Origin of the sequence: Dechloromonas sp. TW-R-39-2 (assembly GCF_016864195.1) — a bacterium.
In the GTDB taxonomy this organism is placed as follows: Bacteria; Pseudomonadota; Gammaproteobacteria; order Burkholderiales; family Rhodocyclaceae; genus Azonexus.
Genome location: NZ_CP045202.1, coordinates 879,211 through 894,439, shown reverse-complemented (window position 1 = coordinate 894,439; position 15,229 = coordinate 879,211). Strand labels below are relative to the sequence as shown.

14 protein-coding genes are annotated in these 15,229 nt (G+C 57.8%); 5 read left to right on the top strand and 9 right to left on the bottom strand.

Annotated features, from left to right (window positions below; genetic code table 11):
- Window positions 1-68: 68 nt before the first annotated feature.
- Genes GBK02_RS04345 through GBK02_RS04325 form a run of 5 tightly spaced genes read right to left on the bottom strand, consistent with a single transcriptional unit; the run spans window position 69 to window position 4,687 of the window.
- Complete coding sequence (locus tag GBK02_RS04345; RefSeq protein ID WP_203468529.1) at window positions 69-1,355, bottom strand: lipopolysaccharide biosynthesis protein; 1,287 nt, start codon at window positions 1,353-1,355, stop codon at window positions 69-71.
- The gene (gmd, locus tag GBK02_RS04340; protein WP_203468528.1) at window positions 1,321-2,454 is read right to left on the bottom strand and encodes a GDP-mannose 4,6-dehydratase; all 1,134 of its coding nucleotides are present in this window, start codon (window positions 2,452-2,454) and stop codon (window positions 1,321-1,323) included. Before gmd ends, GBK02_RS04345 begins: the two co-directional genes overlap by 35 nt.
- Window positions 2,455-2,503: 49 nt before the next feature.
- Window positions 2,504-2,935, bottom strand: coding sequence for a hypothetical protein (locus GBK02_RS04335; protein ID WP_203468527.1), 432 nt, complete (start codon window positions 2,933-2,935; stop codon window positions 2,504-2,506).
- Window positions 2,919-3,620, bottom strand: coding sequence for a nucleotidyltransferase domain-containing protein (locus GBK02_RS04330; RefSeq protein ID WP_203468526.1), 702 nt, complete (start codon window positions 3,618-3,620; stop codon window positions 2,919-2,921). Before GBK02_RS04330 ends, GBK02_RS04335 begins: the two co-directional genes overlap by 17 nt.
- A gap of 2 nt (window positions 3,621-3,622) precedes the next feature.
- On the bottom strand, window positions 3,623-4,687 hold the full coding sequence (locus GBK02_RS04325; RefSeq protein ID WP_203468525.1) for a GDP-L-fucose synthase: 1,065 nt from the start codon (window positions 4,685-4,687) through the stop codon (window positions 3,623-3,625).
- 431 nt (window positions 4,688-5,118) lie between these two features.
- Here GBK02_RS04325 and GBK02_RS04320 point away from each other — a divergent pair, with 431 nt between their 5' ends.
- Window positions 5,119-5,739 (top strand): DUF6088 family protein, encoded by a 621-nt coding sequence (locus tag GBK02_RS04320; RefSeq protein WP_203468524.1) that lies wholly within the window; start codon window positions 5,119-5,121, stop codon window positions 5,737-5,739.
- Window positions 5,736-6,722 carry a nucleotidyl transferase AbiEii/AbiGii toxin family protein gene (locus tag GBK02_RS04315; protein WP_203468523.1) on the top strand — a complete coding sequence of 329 codons (987 nt, stop codon included), beginning with the start codon at window positions 5,736-5,738 and terminating at the stop codon, window positions 6,720-6,722. Before GBK02_RS04320 ends, GBK02_RS04315 begins: the two co-directional genes overlap by 4 nt.
- 152 nt (window positions 6,723-6,874) lie before the next feature.
- Here GBK02_RS04315 and ssb read toward each other — a convergent pair whose 3' ends face one another.
- Together ssb and GBK02_RS04305 are read right to left on the bottom strand one after the other, a co-directional pair.
- Window positions 6,875-7,348, bottom strand: coding sequence for a single-stranded DNA-binding protein (gene ssb, locus GBK02_RS04310; RefSeq protein ID WP_203468522.1), 474 nt, complete (start codon window positions 7,346-7,348; stop codon window positions 6,875-6,877).
- A gap of 12 nt (window positions 7,349-7,360) precedes the next feature.
- Window positions 7,361-8,569 (bottom strand): MFS transporter, encoded by a 1,209-nt coding sequence (locus GBK02_RS04305; RefSeq protein WP_239003166.1) that lies wholly within the window; start codon window positions 8,567-8,569, stop codon window positions 7,361-7,363.
- Window positions 8,570-8,725: 156 nt separating this feature from the next.
- Here GBK02_RS04305 and GBK02_RS04300 point away from each other — a divergent pair, with 156 nt between their 5' ends.
- From GBK02_RS04300 to GBK02_RS04290, 3 genes are all read left to right on the top strand, one after another.
- Window positions 8,726-9,343, top strand: coding sequence for a hypothetical protein (locus GBK02_RS04300; protein ID WP_203468521.1), 618 nt, complete (start codon window positions 8,726-8,728; stop codon window positions 9,341-9,343).
- Between the two features lie 105 nt (window positions 9,344-9,448).
- On the top strand, window positions 9,449-12,274 hold the full coding sequence (gene uvrA / locus GBK02_RS04295) for an excinuclease ABC subunit UvrA (RefSeq protein WP_203468520.1): 2,826 nt from the start codon (window positions 9,449-9,451) through the stop codon (window positions 12,272-12,274).
- Entirely contained in the window at window positions 12,271-12,651 is a 381-nt protein-coding gene (locus tag GBK02_RS04290; protein WP_203468519.1) for a diacylglycerol kinase, read from the top strand. The genes uvrA and GBK02_RS04290 overlap by 4 nt, the downstream gene beginning before the upstream one ends.
- Here the strand turns inward: GBK02_RS04290 and GBK02_RS04285 are convergent.
- Window positions 12,592-13,326 (bottom strand): phosphatase PAP2 family protein, encoded by a 735-nt coding sequence (locus tag GBK02_RS04285; RefSeq protein WP_203468518.1) that lies wholly within the window; start codon window positions 13,324-13,326, stop codon window positions 12,592-12,594. The genes GBK02_RS04290 and GBK02_RS04285 overlap by 60 nt on opposite strands.
- Before the next feature lie 9 nt (window positions 13,327-13,335).
- Window positions 13,336-15,207 (bottom strand): LTA synthase family protein, encoded by a 1,872-nt coding sequence (locus tag GBK02_RS04280; RefSeq protein ID WP_203468517.1) that lies wholly within the window; start codon window positions 15,205-15,207, stop codon window positions 13,336-13,338.
- Window positions 15,208-15,229 lie beyond the last annotated feature (22 nt).

Sequence of the window (15,229 nt, the reverse complement as noted above, 5' to 3'; positions counted from 1 at the left end):
GAGCCCAAGGAAATAACAAGTTCCCCAATCCGGGCCCGAGGAGCCTGAAGAATATAAAATCTAACTTACTAAACCTTGGGTAGACGGAAAGCACTGCGAACTCCATTTAAATATGATGCAAAATACAAAAATAAAACCATAATCAAACCAACAAAAACAGATATTGCTGCACCTACCATTCCATATATTGGTATTAATAACAAGTACAAGGCAAATACGACCCCCCCTGAAACCAGCTGTGCAAGCATCGCCAATCGTGACTTATTTATCACAACTAAAACTGAAGACGTAATAAGCACTATCGAATTAACCAAATGCGCCGCACCAAGGTAATAAATTACATCAACCGCAAATGAATATTTCTCATTGACCATACCAAGAATATTTGAACCATAAATGCATAAAAACAGATAGGCTAGGACGGCTGAACTCACTCCCACACCAAGAGCCCGAACAAAAATTTTAGTTAACTTTTTATAGTCGCCTTGCGCATAGTACGCTGCAGCATTAGGTTGCATCTGTGATGCAACAACCATTGGGACAAATATAATTAATCTTACAAAATTACAAACCATATTGTAGGCACCTACTTCAAAATCGCTTAAGTAGGCTCCGAGAATTAAGGTATCCAACTGAAAGAAAACAAAGCCTGTAACTCCCAAAATCAGAAAGTCAAAGTACTTCGAACCTACCATTACAAATTCGGATTTATCTAATTTTCCAATCGAAACCTTGGAAGACAAAAAAACGCTTACCAAAAACAGCAATAACGAGACAACAAAAAAAGATATGAGGTTATCGCCCCATCCAAAAAAAACAGCTAAATATAACACCAAAAATAGCAGCACATTCTTGACTAGCATTTCAAGAAAATCAGCTTTTAAAAATTTACGCGCACCTCTTAGCCAACCAAGATAAACGTAATACCCACACTGAAAAAAAACACACGCCCATATATTTATAGCGCCAAATTTTTTGTCCGCTATATAAAAACCAAATAAGCCATCAAAATATATCACTCCACTTACAACCACTACTGATGTTATTAACACGAACACCAGCCCACTAATTAACAACCCATCTGTATTTTTATTGTTTGATATATTTATCGCTGTATTTTTTAATACATTAACCTCAACTCCTGATTTTGAAAATATCAAAAGCAAAGAACAGACCGTTAAAAACAAAACATACTTGCCGTAGTTATCTCCACCGTAGTTTTTAACTATCCAAATTTGCAAAAAGAGGGCAAATATTGCCCCCCCTCCTCGCAAAAATATGCTCGATAAAATATTTAGCTTCTTAATCATCTGACCGATATCATCTCTCGGTACTAACCGCCACATCAAACCCATGCTTTTTCAACAGCGCATGGCGCTTGGCAGATTCCAGATCAGCTGCGACCATTTCTTCGCACATTTCCTGCACGGTGATTTCCGGCACCCAGCCGAGTTTCTGTTTGGCCTTGCTCGGGTCGCCGAGCAGGGTTTCCACTTCCGCCGGGCGGAAGTAGCGCGGGTCGATCTTCACAATCACGTCGCCCACCTTGAGTGCGGGTGCGTTGTCGCCCTTGATGGCGGCCACGATGGCAACTTCATCGACGCCCGTGCCTTCAAAGCGCAGCGTGATGCCGAGGTGTTCGGCTGACCAGCTGATGAACTGGCGCACGGTGTATTGCACGCCGGTGGCGATCACGAAGTCTTCCGGGGTGTCCTGCTGCAGCATCATCCACTGCATGCGCACGTAGTCCTTGGCGTGGCCCCAGTCGCGCAGCGAATCGATGTTGCCCATGTACAGGCAGCTTTCCAGCCCCTGGGCAATGTTGGCCAGGCCGCGGGTGATCTTGCGGGTGACAAAGGTTTCGCCACGGCGCGGCGATTCGTGGTTGAACAGAATGCCGTTGCAGGCATACATGCCATAGGCTTCGCGGTAGTTAACGGTGATCCAGTAGGCGTACATCTTGGCTACAGCGTAGGGGCTGCGCGGGTAGAAAGGTGTGGTTTCCTTTTGCGGGGTTTCCTGCACCAGGCCGTAAAGCTCGGAGGTGGATGCCTGGTAGAACCTGGTTTTCTTCTCCAGCCCCAGGAAGCGGATGGCTTCAAGCAGGCGCAGCGTGCCGATGGCGTCTACGTCGGCAGTGTATTCCGGCGCTTCGAAGCTGACAGCCACGTGCGATTGGGCGCCCAGGTTGTACACCTCGTCCGGCTGCACTTCCTGCAGGATGCGCGTCAGGTTGGAGGTGTCGGAAAGATCGCCGTAGTGCAGCTTGAAGCGGCTGTTTTCGATGTGTGGATCTTCGTAGATGTGGTCGACACGCTGGGTGTTGAACAGCGAGGCGCGGCGCTTGATGCCGTGCACCACGTAGCCCTTTTCGAGCAGGAATTCAGCCAGGTAGGAACCGTCCTGGCCGGTAACACCAGTAATGAGGGCGACTTTGGGTTGTTGTGTGGTCATGGTTGATTTTCCATTTGTTGATCGGCTATTACTAATGCGTGACTTTTTGTCACGGTTTTATCTTTTGATCGACGAGTTTTTCAAGTGCGGTGAGTACTTGATTTGCCGCATCGATTAAATCAATAACGATTCGCGCATTGATGCTGATATCTCCTTCGTATTCTGAGAGATTCCGCATATCGTGGCACTTGGCAAGAATGCGCCACACCGTTGGCCCCAGCCCCAATGTATGGGGCAAAACCTGAAACACGATGTAACGGTTCTTTGCGCGAAAGTCTTGCTGCCTCAGGGCGGCAAGGCAGAGTGCGTGGGCTGCGTTGTAAGCGAGATCAAATCTGCTCTCTAACGACAGGTCGCCATTTTGTGCGTCTTGCAGACGGGTTTTGCCCGACTTGATGAGCCCTCGTGTTTCATTTTCATCTTTTGGCTCAAATACAAGGCTGCCTGTTTGCGTAGCGAGTTTTTCAAGGGGCGATGACATGCTCGTCTCCTATGAGCCAGATTTTCGGCTGACTCAAAACTCGAACGATGAAGGCGTTGTCGCTGCTTGCCCTCTGTTGTATTTCGGCTGTGCTGTAAAGCGTTGGATTGATCTGCCGCCCGAGGAAGTTTTCAACCTGCGACACGCGAGCGTAAAGGTCGGCATAAGCCAGTGTTTCGCTGATGATCATCAGATCAACATCGCTGCTCGCACTGTCGGTTTTCTTGGCTACAGAGCCATAGATAAAAGCTGCCCGTATCTCCGCACCAAACTCGGCGAGTGCTTCACGCAATGGCCCGGCAAGACCGAAGGTTTTTTGTACGATGCCACAAAGCTCCTGATAAATCGGTGAAGCCGGGTTGGCCTGGTAGTGTTTTTGATTTCCACGCCGTTCGATACGGAGCAAACCGCTATTTTCCAGGCGCTTCAATTCCCGTTGTACTGCACCTGTACCGCCACCCGTCAAGGCAATCAGTTCATTGGCAAAAAATGTTCGCTCAGGCTGCCCAAATAGATAGCCGAGTACGCGTTGCTGCGTAATCGAAAACAAGGCATTGCCCAAACCGTCTTTGTGCATTGCACCGCCCCCTTTTAAAAAACCCATATTGGGGTTAATCATACCCGAAACGGGAATGATCCCTATCGGAATAACGAGGGGAGCCAGTGATGCCTCGGCCAACTTCACGATCAGGCCTGGTAATCCGCATAGGCTTGCTGCAAGCCTTGCTTGAGATCGATGCGGGCTTTCCAGCCCAGTGTTTCGAGACGGCTGCTGTCCATCAGTTTGCGGAAGGTGCCGTCCGGCTTGCTGGTGTCGAATTCGATATTGCCGGTATAGCCCACCACCTCGGCCACCAGTTGGGCGGCTTCCCTGATTGTCAGGTCGCTGCCGTAGCCCACGTTGATATGGCTGAGCATGGGCTGGGTGTTGGCGTCGTAACCGGCTTTGTCCAGGTTCATCACGAAGATGCTGGCGGCGGCCATGTCGTCCACGTGCAGAAACTCGCGGTACGGTGTGCCGGTGCCCCAGAGCGTTACGCTGGTTTTGGGGCTGATGCTGCGGTCGACCGCGTTAAAGCCGATCATTTGGCAAATATCGGCCGGGATTTCGCCCTTGCGTTGCTGGTCGGCTTCAATGCCGGCAAGGTCGCCGGCCCGGGCCAGCTTGGCCAGGTGAAACTTGCGGATCATCGCCGGCAGCACGTGGCTGTTGGCCAGGTGGTAGTTGTCGCCGGGGCCGTAGAGGTTGGTCGGCATCACGCTGCGGTAGTCGCGGCCGTATTGGCGGTTGTAGCTTTCGCACAGCTTGATGCCGGCAATCTTGGCAATGGCGTAAGGCTCGTTGGTGGCTTCGAGCACGCCGGTCAGCAGCGCGTCTTCACGCATCGGCTGGGCAACGGCTTTGGGGTAGATGCAGCTGGAGCCGAGAAAGAGCAGCTTTTGCACGCCATGGGCGTGGGCCGACTGAATGATGTTGGCCTGGATCATCAAGTTTTCGTAGATGAACTGGGCCGGGTAAGTGTTGTTGGCGTAGATGCCGCCGACCTTGGCTGCGGCGAGGTACACCTGCGTCGGCTTTTCTGCGGCAAAAAAGGCGTCGACCGCAGCCTGGTTGGTCAGATCGAGCTCGGCATGGGTGCGGGTGACAATGCTTTGCTGCCCGGCAGCCTTGAGTTGGCGAACGATGGCCGAGCCGACCATGCCGCGATGACCGGCTACGTAGATTTTGGTTTGTGCGTTGGATGACGACATGAATTCGAATTCAGCAAGTTTTATGAGTTGTGTGCTTGGTATTGACGTCGACCTTCCCCCATTGAAATCAGCTGATTAGCGCGGTCGACCGCGCGATTTTCCCATTTCCCGCCACAATGATAAAGAAATATCGTGCAGCGCAGCATTGGGGCATAAAACCCTATCACCATGGTGATATTTCATATGCTTTTCAGGGGAAAACAGACAATCGACCGGTTAAAGCTTGCCGGGCAACGAGGGCTGATTTTGGGGGGAGTTGTCGCGTTACGGCAAAAATATGTATTCAGCGAGATATCTTGGCAGAAAAACATCTCACCGGGAGATCGCCCGTCGTATTGCGCCATGCCTGGTCACCAAACAAGCGCATTCGAATTGCTTTATTTTTCAGGAAAACACTGGTTTTTTCCTGAAAAATAACTATCCTTCGATTAATGCAAGCCATTGAACAAAAGATACTTTCCAGGATATATGGGCGCGGCAGGGGTTGGGCATTTACAAAAACAGATTTTATTGCTGGTTTTGGTGAAACCAATATCCATCAGGCGCTATCCACGCTGGCCCGCTCGGGGCGGATTCGTCGCGTCTGCCACGGGGTTTATGATTACCCGCGCTACAGCGATCTACTCGGCCAGAACTTGAGCCCGGATATCGATCAAGTTGCGGAGGCGCTGGCGCGCAAATTCAATTGGCGAATTCAACCCTCAGGCGAGGCGGCTCTTAACATGCTCGGCCTGTCGACACAGGTGCCAGGCCGCTGGGTCTATCTTTCCGACGGGCCGAGCCGAGAGTACCCGGTTGGCGAAGATAGCCCACAGGTACTGGCTTTTCGCAAGGCGCCGCTCAAGGATGTCGGTTTCAAATTTCGCGAGAGCGGCCTTCTGGTCCAGGCACTGAAGGCGCTCGGCAAGGAGCGGGTAGATGCAACTGTTGTCGATACCCTGCGCCGCTGGTTGCCAACCAGGCTGCACCATGCCGTACTCAACGATACGCGAACTGTCAGCGGCTGGATTTTGCAGATTATCAAGCAGGTTTGCGAGGAGGTCGGCGAATGAAGAAAGTTGCTCAACTTTCGGCCACGCAACGCCGCGAGCTCTTTTCTGAAGCAGCGGCCCGCCTTCGCATGACGCCAGCAGTGGTTGAAAAGGATTTCTGGGTAACCTGGGTCCTCGACCGCCTGTTTTCCACACCGAACTTGGCTCGATTGCTGATGTTCAAGGGGGGTACCAGCCTGTCCAAGGTTTATGGCTTGATCGAGCGGTTTTCAGAAGATATCGACCTGATTCTTGACTGGCGGGTGCTCGGCAACGACGACCCGCTGGCCGAACGTTCGAAAAGCCGGCAAACAGCATTCAACGAAGCAATCAATGAGCAGGCCAAGGCTTACATTGCCGGCCCCTTGCTGACTGAACTATCGACGGCATTGGCCGGTATCGCCGAATGCCGGATCGGCGAGGATGATCCGCATGTGATCGAAGTACGCTATCCGGCGGCTTTTGCCGATACCTACTTGCGCCCCGAGGTAAGGCTGGAAATTGGCCCGCTGGCTGCTTGGCTGCCACATGAAAATCGTACGATTACGGCTTATGCAGCAGAAGCGTTTCCCGGTTTGTTTGACCGGCGCGAAGTGGCGGTGCGGGTGATCAGTGCAGAGCGAACTTTCTGGGAGAAGGCAACCATCCTGCATCAGGAGGCGCATCGTCCTGATGGTACGCCGCAGCCATCCCGCTATTCACGCCATTACTACGACCTGGCCCGGATGGCAGACTCACCGGTACAGGTGACAGCCCTCGCCAATCGAGCCTTACTGGCCAACGTTGTCGAGTTCAAGCAACGGTTCTATCCACGCGCTTGGGCGCGCTACGATCTTGCCACGCCAGGCAGCTTGCGCTTGTTGCCCGGTGATGCTGTATTGGCAACGGTATCCGCTGATTACCGCGCAATGGCCAACATGATCTTCGGCCAAATTCCACTTTTTGCAGACATCGTGGAGCAACTGGATGCCCTTGAAAAAGCCATCAATGGCAAGGTTGCATAGGCCACGTACACAAAAACACCTCCCGGAACACACCTTCCCATATACGTTTCTAATGGCACATAGCCTTAACTGTGACCTTTGCGAAACAAAGAAAAAGCCCGGTAACCATTACGGTTACCGGGCTTTATTTACTTTTTAAAACCAGGTGTACTTCAGAACGGAATGTCGTCGCCGAGATCGTCGAACGAAGGTTTCGGCTTGTTGGCGCGGGCCGGGGCCGGCGAGTAATCCGGTTCGTTGTCGTAACCGCCGCCACCGCCGCCGCCCGACGAGGCCGGGGCGCCCATGCCTTGACGCGAGCCAAGCATGGTCATTTCAGCACCGCGAATTTCGGTGGTGTAACGCTCCTGGCCATCCTTGTCGGTCCATTTGCGGGTGCGCAGGCTGCCTTCGACATAAACCTGCGAGCCTTTTTTGAGGTATTGGCCGGCGATTTCAGCCAGCTTGCCGAAGAAGGAAATGCGGTGCCATTCGGTCAGTTCCTTCTTTTCGCCGCTCGCCTTGTCGCGCCAGGATTCGGTCGTGGCCAGGGTGAAGTTGCACATGGCTTCGCCGCTGGCGGTGTAGCGAACTTCCGGGTCCTTGCCCAGGTTACCGACGAGAATCACCTTGTTTACCGATGCCATTACCCTTTTCTCCTAAACAGTTTGGGTCGCTGCCGGCGCTGTGCGCGGCCGCGGAAAATTCATTGAGTTTGCAACGACCAGCCAGATAACAGCCAGGACGGCGGCGGTCGCAAAAACCGCATTATCACCGAAATTTTGCGCCACATAACCGCCGGCTGCGCCGCCGATGAACAGGCCGATGGCCTGCGTCGTGTTGTAAACGCCCAGCGCAGCGCCTTTGGCCGCAGCCGGTGCCGTGCGCGAAACGAGCGACGGCAGCGTGGCTTCCAGCACATTGAAGGCGACAAAAAAGAGCAGCAGCCAGAGCGAGAGCGTCCACAAACTCTGGCCGAAAAACAGCAGGCCGATTTGAACGATGGCCAGCAGGCCGATGGCGGCGCGGAAGATCGGGCGCATCTTGTCCTTGCGCTCGGCGGCGATGATCGCCGGAATCATCACGGCAAACGAAACCAGCACGGCAGGCAGATAAACCTTCCAGTGCGAGGCGGCTTCCAGCCCGCCGTGGTCGACCAGCGCATGCGGCAGAACGACGAACATGGCCATTTGCACGATATGCAGCACGAAGATGCCGAGGTTGAGGCGCAGCAGATCCTTGTCGAAAATCACCCGGCGCAGCGGCAGCTTTTCATGGCCGTTGGTTGGTGGGGCGGGCGGCACGGCCTTGAGCAGCAGGATGATGGCGGCCAGCGCCAGCCCGCCGGTCATGCAGAACAGGCCGCCCATGCCGATCCAGCCGTAAAGGATCGGTGCGCCAACCAGCGAGAGCGCAAAGACCAGGCCGATCGACGAGCCGATCATGGCCATGACCTTGGTGCGGTGTTCTTCCCGCGTCAGGTCGGCGGCCAGCGCGGTGACGGCGGCGGAAATCGCCCCGGCGCCCTGCAAAACCCGACCGACGATGATCCAGTTCATGTCCGGCGCCCAGGCGGCGACAAAGCTGCCCAGCGCAAAAATCAGCAGGCCGATGACAATGACTGGCTTACGCCCGAAGATGTCGGAGGCAATGCCGTAGGGAATCTGGAAAATGGCCTGGGTCAGGCCGTAGGCGCCCAGCGCAAAACCAACCAGCGCCAGGTTGTCGCCGCCCGGCAGGGTCTTGGCATAAACGGAGAAGACCGGCAGGATCAGGAACAGCCCAAGCATGCGCAGGGCGAAGATGGAAGCCAGCGAAGCACCGGCGCGGCGCTCTTCGGGACTCATGCGGTCAGCGGGAATGGACATCAGCGGAACAACCTTTGTTGCATTGCAGCGAAGGCGGCAATATTAGCAGGTTTGAATCGCGCTTCCGGCATAAAGACACGGCGCGCGGCACGGCGTTCAGCCGAAAATATCCTGATCGTATATGCTGCAAGCCTCACACGGAATGGGGGTGACACCATGGGACAGTCTTCACAGAAAAATCGCAGCACGCTGCTTGCCGCTTTACTGCTGGTCGTTGCCGGCACGAGCGGCTGCAGCAGCACGCGTTCCTACCTGTTCGACGCGCCGGAAGCGCCGGCCTCGACACGCACGCAGATCAAGCCGCCGCCCGAAATGCCGGGCGATGCACCACCGCAAACCACGTTCGCGGCACCGCCCCCGGCCCGCGCCAGCGAAGCACCGGCTGCGCCGCTGCAGCCCCGTGCAGCGCCAGCCGCCATGCCCGACCCGCAAGAGGCGGTGCGCAGCCAGCTGGCCGCTTGGCGGCAAGCCTGGGCCAGCCGCGACGTGCCGGCTTACCTGGCGTTCTACGCGCCGGGTTTCAAGGCCGGCGAAAGCAGCCCGGCCCGCTGGCAGGCAGCACGCCAGCGCGTCATCGGCAAGGCCGGCGAAATCGAGCTGACGCTTGGCCGGGCCGATATTCGCCAACTTGATGCGCAGCGGGTCAGCGCCAGCTTCACGCAGCAATATCGCTCGAACAGCAAGACCGACAGCGGGGTCAAGACTCTGCAGTTCCGCCTGATCGACGGCCAGTGGCTGATCGAGCAGGAAAGCTTCAGCGCTGCGCAGCGCTGATCGTCCGGCGGCACCGCCAAGCTGTATGTTCATACAGTTTGACGGTGCAATCGCCGGCTGTTTTGCGTATAGTTCCCGCTTTCACCCCAGCCGGTTAGAACAGCGATGGAAACCATCCGCATTCGTGGTGCGCGCACCCACAATCTGAAGAACATCAACCTCGACCTGCCGCGCGATCAGCTGATCGTGATCACCGGGCTTTCCGGCTCGGGCAAATCGTCGCTGGCCTTCGATACCTTGTATGCCGAGGGGCAGCGCCGCTACGTCGAATCGCTCTCGGCCTACGCCCGGCAATTCCTGCAGTTGATGGAAAAGCCGGATGTCGATCTGATCGAAGGCTTGTCGCCGGCCATTTCCATCGAGCAGAAGGCAACCTCGCACAACCCGCGTTCAACCGTCGGCACGGTCACCGAAATCCACGATTACCTGCGCCTGCTCTTCGCCCGCGCCGGTACGCCGTATTGCCCGGACCACAATCAGCCGCTCGAAGCGCAAACGGTGTCGCAGATGGTCGATACCGTACTGGCCCTGCCGGCTGAAACCAAGCTGATGATCCTGGCGCCGGTGGTAGCCAATCGCAAGGGCGAGCAGGTTGATCTGTTTGCCGAACTGCGCGCCCAGGGTTTTGCGCGGGTGCGGGTCGACGGCACGGTGTATGAGATCGACGATGTGCCGAAGCTGGCCAAGTCGCAGAAACACAATGTCGATGTCGTGGTCGACCGCCTCAAGGTGCGCGACGACATGCGCCAGCGCCTGGCCGAATCGTTCGAAACCGCCTTGCGCCATGCCGAGGGCCGGGCCATGGCGCTGGAAATGGACAGCGGCACGGAACACATGTTCTCCGCCAAGTTTGCCTGCCCGGTCTGCTCGTTTGCCTTGCAGGAGCTGGAGCCGCGTCTTTTCTCGTTCAACAATCCGATGGGCGCCTGCCCGAAGTGCGACGGACTGGGCGTGATCCAGTTTTTCGATCCCAAGCGGGTCGTCACCAATCCGGCGCTGTCGCTGGCCGGCGGCGCCATTCGCGGCTGGGACAAGAAGAACCAGTTTTATTTCCAGATCATCGAATCGATTGCCGCGCATTACGATTTCTCGGTCGACACGCCTTTCGAGCAACTTTCCGAGGCGGTGCGCCAGCTGATCCTGTACGGTTCCGGCGCGACTGAAATCAATTTCCGCTATCTCAACGACAAGGGCACGCGCTTCGACCGCAGCCACACCTTCGAAGGCATCATCCCCAATCTTGAGCGACGTTATCGCGGCAGCGATTCGCAGGCGGTGCGCGAGGAACTGTCGAAATACATCAGCAACACCGGCTGCCCGCAATGCGGCGGCACGCGCCTGCGGGTTGAGGCGCGCCACGTCCGGGTCGGCGCCAAGACGCTGCACGAAATCAGCCGCCTGCCGCTCGGCGAGGCGCGCAATTACTTCAATTGCCTGACGCTGACCGGCGCCAAGGCGCAGGTCGCCGACAAGATCCTCAAGGAAATCACCGCCCGCCTCTCCTTCCTGATCAATGTCGGCCTCGATTACCTGTGCCTCGAACGTTCGGCCGAAACGCTATCGGGCGGCGAGGCGCAGCGCATTCGGCTGGCTTCGCAGATCGGCTCGGGGCTGACCGGCGTGATGTATGTGCTCGATGAACCGTCGATCGGCCTGCATCAGCGCGACAACGACCGACTGCTCGAAACGCTGAAGAACCTGCGCGACATGGGCAATACCGTACTCGTCGTCGAGCATGACGAAGACGCCATCCGCGCCGCCGATTACGTGATCGATATCGGCCCCGGTGCCGGGGTGCATGGCGGTTCCATCGTCGCCGAAGGCACGCCGGCCGAGGTGGCGGCCAATCCGCTGTCGATGACCGGCGACTACCTGTCCGGGCGCCGCTCGATTTCGCTCCCGAAATCGCGTCGACCACAAAATCCCGACAAACAGCTCAAAGTGGTCGGCGCCTACGGCAACAACCTCAAGGATGTCACGCTGGAGATTCCCGGCGGCCTGCTCACCTGCATTACCGGCGTTTCCGGCTCGGGCAAGTCGACGCTGATCAACGATACGCTGTACGCCGCGGCCGCCCGCCACCTTTACGGTTCGACCAGCGAACCGGCGCCACACCAGGAAATTTCCGGGCTGGAACTGTTCGACAAGGTAATCAACGTCGATCAGGCGCCGATCGGCCGCACGCCGCGCTCCAACCCGGCGACTTACACCGGCCTGCTGACGCCGATCCGCGATCTTTTTTCGCAGGTCCCGGAATCGCGCGCCCGCGGCTACGGGCCGGGCCGCTTCAGCTTCAACGTCAAGGGCGGGCGCTGCGAGGCGTGCCAGGGTGACGGCATGATCAAGGTCGAGATGCATTTCCTGCCCGACATCTACGTGCCGTGCGACGTTTGCCACGGCAAGCGCTACAACCGCGAAACGCTGGAAATCAACTACAAGGGCAAGAACATCCACGACATTCTCGGCATGACGGTCGAGCAGGCGCGTGAGTTTTTCGATGCCGTGCCGGTCATCGCCCGCAAGTTGCAGACACTGGTCGATGTCGGCCTGAGTTACATCACGCTTGGCCAGAGCGCAACGACGCTGTCGGGCGGCGAAGCACAGCGCGTCAAACTGGCGCTCGAACTGTCCAAGCGCGACACCGGACGGACCCTGTACATCCTCGACGAACCGACCACCGGCCTGCATTTCCAGGATATCGAGATGCTGCTCAGCGTGCTGCAGCGGCTGGCGACCAACGGCAATACCATCGTCGTCATCGAACACAATCTCGATGTGATCAAGACCGCCGACTGGATTGTCGATCTCGGGCCGGAGGGCGGCGACGGCGGCGGGCGGATTCTGGCCGCCGGCACGCCTGAGCAGGTCGCCAAGTGCAAGGCCAGCCATACCGGCCGCTTCCTCAAACCATTACTCGACAGAAAATCATGAGCGACGCCAGTCAATTCAAGGGAAAAAAGGGCTTTGTCCGGCTGTGGAACGCCCTCGGCTATTCGCGCGACGGCCTCGGGGCTGCGTGGAAGAATGAGGCGGCTTTTCGTGAAGAAGTGCTGCTCGCCATCGTGGCCGTTCCGCTGGCCCTTTTTCTGGCAAAAACCGGTGTCGACCGCGCCCTTCTGATCGGCAGCATCATCCTGATCCTGATTGTCGAAATCCTGAACTCTGCCGTCGAGGCGGTGGTGGACAAGGCTTCGCCGGAAAAACACGAGTTGGCCAAGCGGGCCAAGGACATGGGCAGTGCGGCGGTGTTACTGAGCCTGTTCAACGCCGCGGCGATCTGGGCCTGCGTGCTCTGGCCGAGCAGTTGAGGCACGGCCGAGGCCAAGCCCGGCGGCCAGGGCCAGCGTGATCGCCCAGGCCAGCCAGGCCGACCACAAGGTATGTGAAATGAAATGCCCGCCCTGGGCCTGACGGGTCAGGCCCATCACCGTGCCAAGCAACAAGGCCAGCCAGATGGCGCGACGCGACCAGTGCGGTGAAACAGCATGCAGGGCCAGCGCCGGGGCCAGCCACATGAAGCCGGTCGCCGCATGCGAAGCCGGGAAACAGACGCCACGCACGATATCGCCCGGCATTTCGGCCAGCAGCCCGAGGTAGGGGGCAAACCCGCCGAACTCGGCAAGATCCCACGGGCAATGCCGGTTGGTATTGAGTTTGAGCAAGGCCACCGCCGAGGGAATCAGGATCAGCCCGAGCAGGGCCAGCGCCGCCGCACGCTTCGGCAACCAGTCAGCCTTGCCGCTCAGGCAGAGCAGACAGCCGACGGCGGCAAAGACGGCGCTCGACAGCACGGCGAACTTGAAGCCGTAGTAAAAAACCGGTGCGAACAACCAATGCTGGCGGAGCGGAAAATCATGCACGGCGGCGTCGTAGAACGGACGCGCCAGGGTGAGGTCCAGCCCGGTTTGCTCGAACACAACGAGCAGCACCAGGGCGCTGCCCGCCAGCCAGGCTGCATGACCGAGAAACCAGCGCCGCGACATGTTGCAAGCCTAGCGGGCGCTGCCGTTGGTGCCGTGCTTTTCCATCAACAGGGCGGCGCCCTGGAAGTAGGCGACGGCCTCGCTGGCCTGCTGCGCATCGGTCGGGATCAATTGTGCATCCTTGCCGTCGGCACTGATCCGGAAAGTCTCGATCTTGCGCTTGGGCTGCAGCACGGTCATCGTGTCGCCCTTCAGGTAGCCCAGGTTCTGGTAGGTCGACAGCAGGGCCCGGCCTTCTGCCGGCGGCGTACTCAAAATGTCGCGCCCGATGAAGCGGTCGTCGCCTTGCAGGCCGAGCATGGCTAGCAGCGTCGGGGCCAGATCGATCTGGCTGGCCAGCGTATCGACCTTCTTCGGGGCGACCAGCTTGGGTGCATAGACGATGGCCGGGATATGGTAGCGATGAACCGGGATCTTGCTCTTGCCGGCGCTGCTTGCGCAGTGGTCGGCGACAAACAGGAAGATGGTGTTGTCGAACCAGTCTTTCTTGCGCGCCATTTCCATGAAGCGGCCGACCGCGAAGTCTGCGTACTTGACGCCCCCGTTGCGCTTGCCCGGCGATGGAATGTCGATCCGGCCATCCGGGTAAGTGAAGGGAATGTGGTTGGAGGCAGTCATGATGTGGGCGTAGAACGGCTTGCCGGCAGCGGCGTCCTTGTCCATGTCGATCAGCACCTGATCGAACAGGTGTTCATCGGCCACCCCCCAGATGTTTTCGAACTGGACCAGGCCATCCTGGAAATTGGTCCGGTCGGTCACCTTGTAGCCCTGCGCGCCGAAGAAGCCATTCATGTTGTCGAACATGCCGTAGCCGCCGTAGAGGAAGTGCGGCGCCCAGCCACGCGCGGCGAGCACGCTGCCCAGCGTGTTGAGGCGCGTGATGTCCGGCCAACGCACGACCGACTTGCCGGGCAGCGGCGGCAAGGCGGCCGACAGCGCTTCCAGACCGCGAACCGTCCGGGTGCCGGCGGCATAGAGATGCGTGAACAACAGCCCTTCACCGGCCAGCCGGTCGAGGTTCGGGGTCAGGTTTTCGGTGTTGCCGAAAGTCGCCATGTACTCGGCGGACATGCTTTCCATCATCACGACGACGACGTTCGGCTGCTTGCCACCGGCTTTCACCGGTTTGTAGGCGGCCTTTTGCCCGGCATCGAGTGTTGCGCTGACCTGGCTGTGGCCGGACAGACGCTGCAGGTCGGCCATCACTTCGGCATCCGGCCGGGTGGCGTAGAACTGGCGGTAATCCAGCTTGTTCTGCCGTGCTGCCCAGAGGAAACTGCGCCAGCCGTTGTCGGCCAGTTCGTTGGCAAAGTTGTTCGGTGAAAATTCGGGCGGGGCCATCTTGTAGGCCACGACCCAGACCAGCACCAGCAGGCTGAGGCCCCAGGCAAACTGGCTGCGGCGCGGTGCTTCAGCGGTCACGGCGGATTTGAACGGACGACGCAGCGCCCAGAAGATCAGCGCCGAGAGGGCGAGCAGTGCGGCGACGATCTTGCCGACCGGATAGGATTCACGGATGTTGCCGATGACTTCGGTGGTGAAAACCAGGTAATCGAGTGCGATGAAATTGAAGCGGACGCTGAATTCGTCCCAGAAGATGCCTTCGGATACGCCGACGAAAAGCAGCGTGAAGATGTACAACCCGAACAGCGGACGACGCAGGCGGTCGCGCCAGCTCGGCTTGAGCAGCAGCTCGAAGAGCAGCCACGGCGAAGCAACCACGGCGGCGGCCGGAATATCGCGCCAGGAACCCAGCGCCAAGCCACCGAGCAGAACGCTGAATGACTGATCACTGACCAGTACGGACTGGGCAAACAGCACGCAGCGGGTGACAAAAAATACGGCCATGGCCAGCAGGGCGGTCAGGCCCCAAAGTCGCATGGCGGATCCGTTCAGGGCACGA

What these genes read in the sequence shown, in the direction of transcription:
- GBK02_RS04345 (WP_203468529.1), bottom strand. Translation starts at nt 1,355, where the DNA reads ATGGGTTTGATGTGGCGGTTAGTACCGAGAGATGATATCGGTCAGATG.
- gmd (WP_203468528.1), bottom strand. Translation starts at nt 2,454, where the DNA reads ATGACCACACAACAACCCAAAGTCGCCCTCATTACTGGTGTTACCGGC.
- GBK02_RS04335 (WP_203468527.1), bottom strand. Translation starts at nt 2,935, where the DNA reads ATGTCATCGCCCCTTGAAAAACTCGCTACGCAAACAGGCAGCCTTGTA.
- GBK02_RS04325 (WP_203468525.1), bottom strand. Translation starts at nt 4,687, where the DNA reads ATGTCGTCATCCAACGCACAAACCAAAATCTACGTAGCCGGTCATCGC.
- GBK02_RS04320 (WP_203468524.1), top strand. Translation starts at nt 5,119, where the DNA reads ATGCAAGCCATTGAACAAAAGATACTTTCCAGGATATATGGGCGCGGC.
- GBK02_RS04315 (WP_203468523.1), top strand. Translation starts at nt 5,736, where the DNA reads ATGAAGAAAGTTGCTCAACTTTCGGCCACGCAACGCCGCGAGCTCTTT.
- ssb (WP_203468522.1), bottom strand. Translation starts at nt 7,348, where the DNA reads ATGGCATCGGTAAACAAGGTGATTCTCGTCGGTAACCTGGGCAAGGAC.
- GBK02_RS04305 (WP_239003166.1), bottom strand. Translation starts at nt 8,569, where the DNA reads ATGTCCATTCCCGCTGACCGCATGAGTCCCGAAGAGCGCCGCGCCGGT.
- GBK02_RS04300 (WP_203468521.1), top strand. Translation starts at nt 8,726, where the DNA reads ATGGGACAGTCTTCACAGAAAAATCGCAGCACGCTGCTTGCCGCTTTA.
- uvrA (WP_203468520.1), top strand. Translation starts at nt 9,449, where the DNA reads ATGGAAACCATCCGCATTCGTGGTGCGCGCACCCACAATCTGAAGAAC.
- GBK02_RS04290 (WP_203468519.1), top strand. Translation starts at nt 12,271, where the DNA reads ATGAGCGACGCCAGTCAATTCAAGGGAAAAAAGGGCTTTGTCCGGCTG.
- GBK02_RS04285 (WP_203468518.1), bottom strand. Translation starts at nt 13,326, where the DNA reads ATGTCGCGGCGCTGGTTTCTCGGTCATGCAGCCTGGCTGGCGGGCAGC.
- GBK02_RS04280 (WP_203468517.1), bottom strand. Translation starts at nt 15,207, where the DNA reads ATGCGACTTTGGGGCCTGACCGCCCTGCTGGCCATGGCCGTATTTTTT.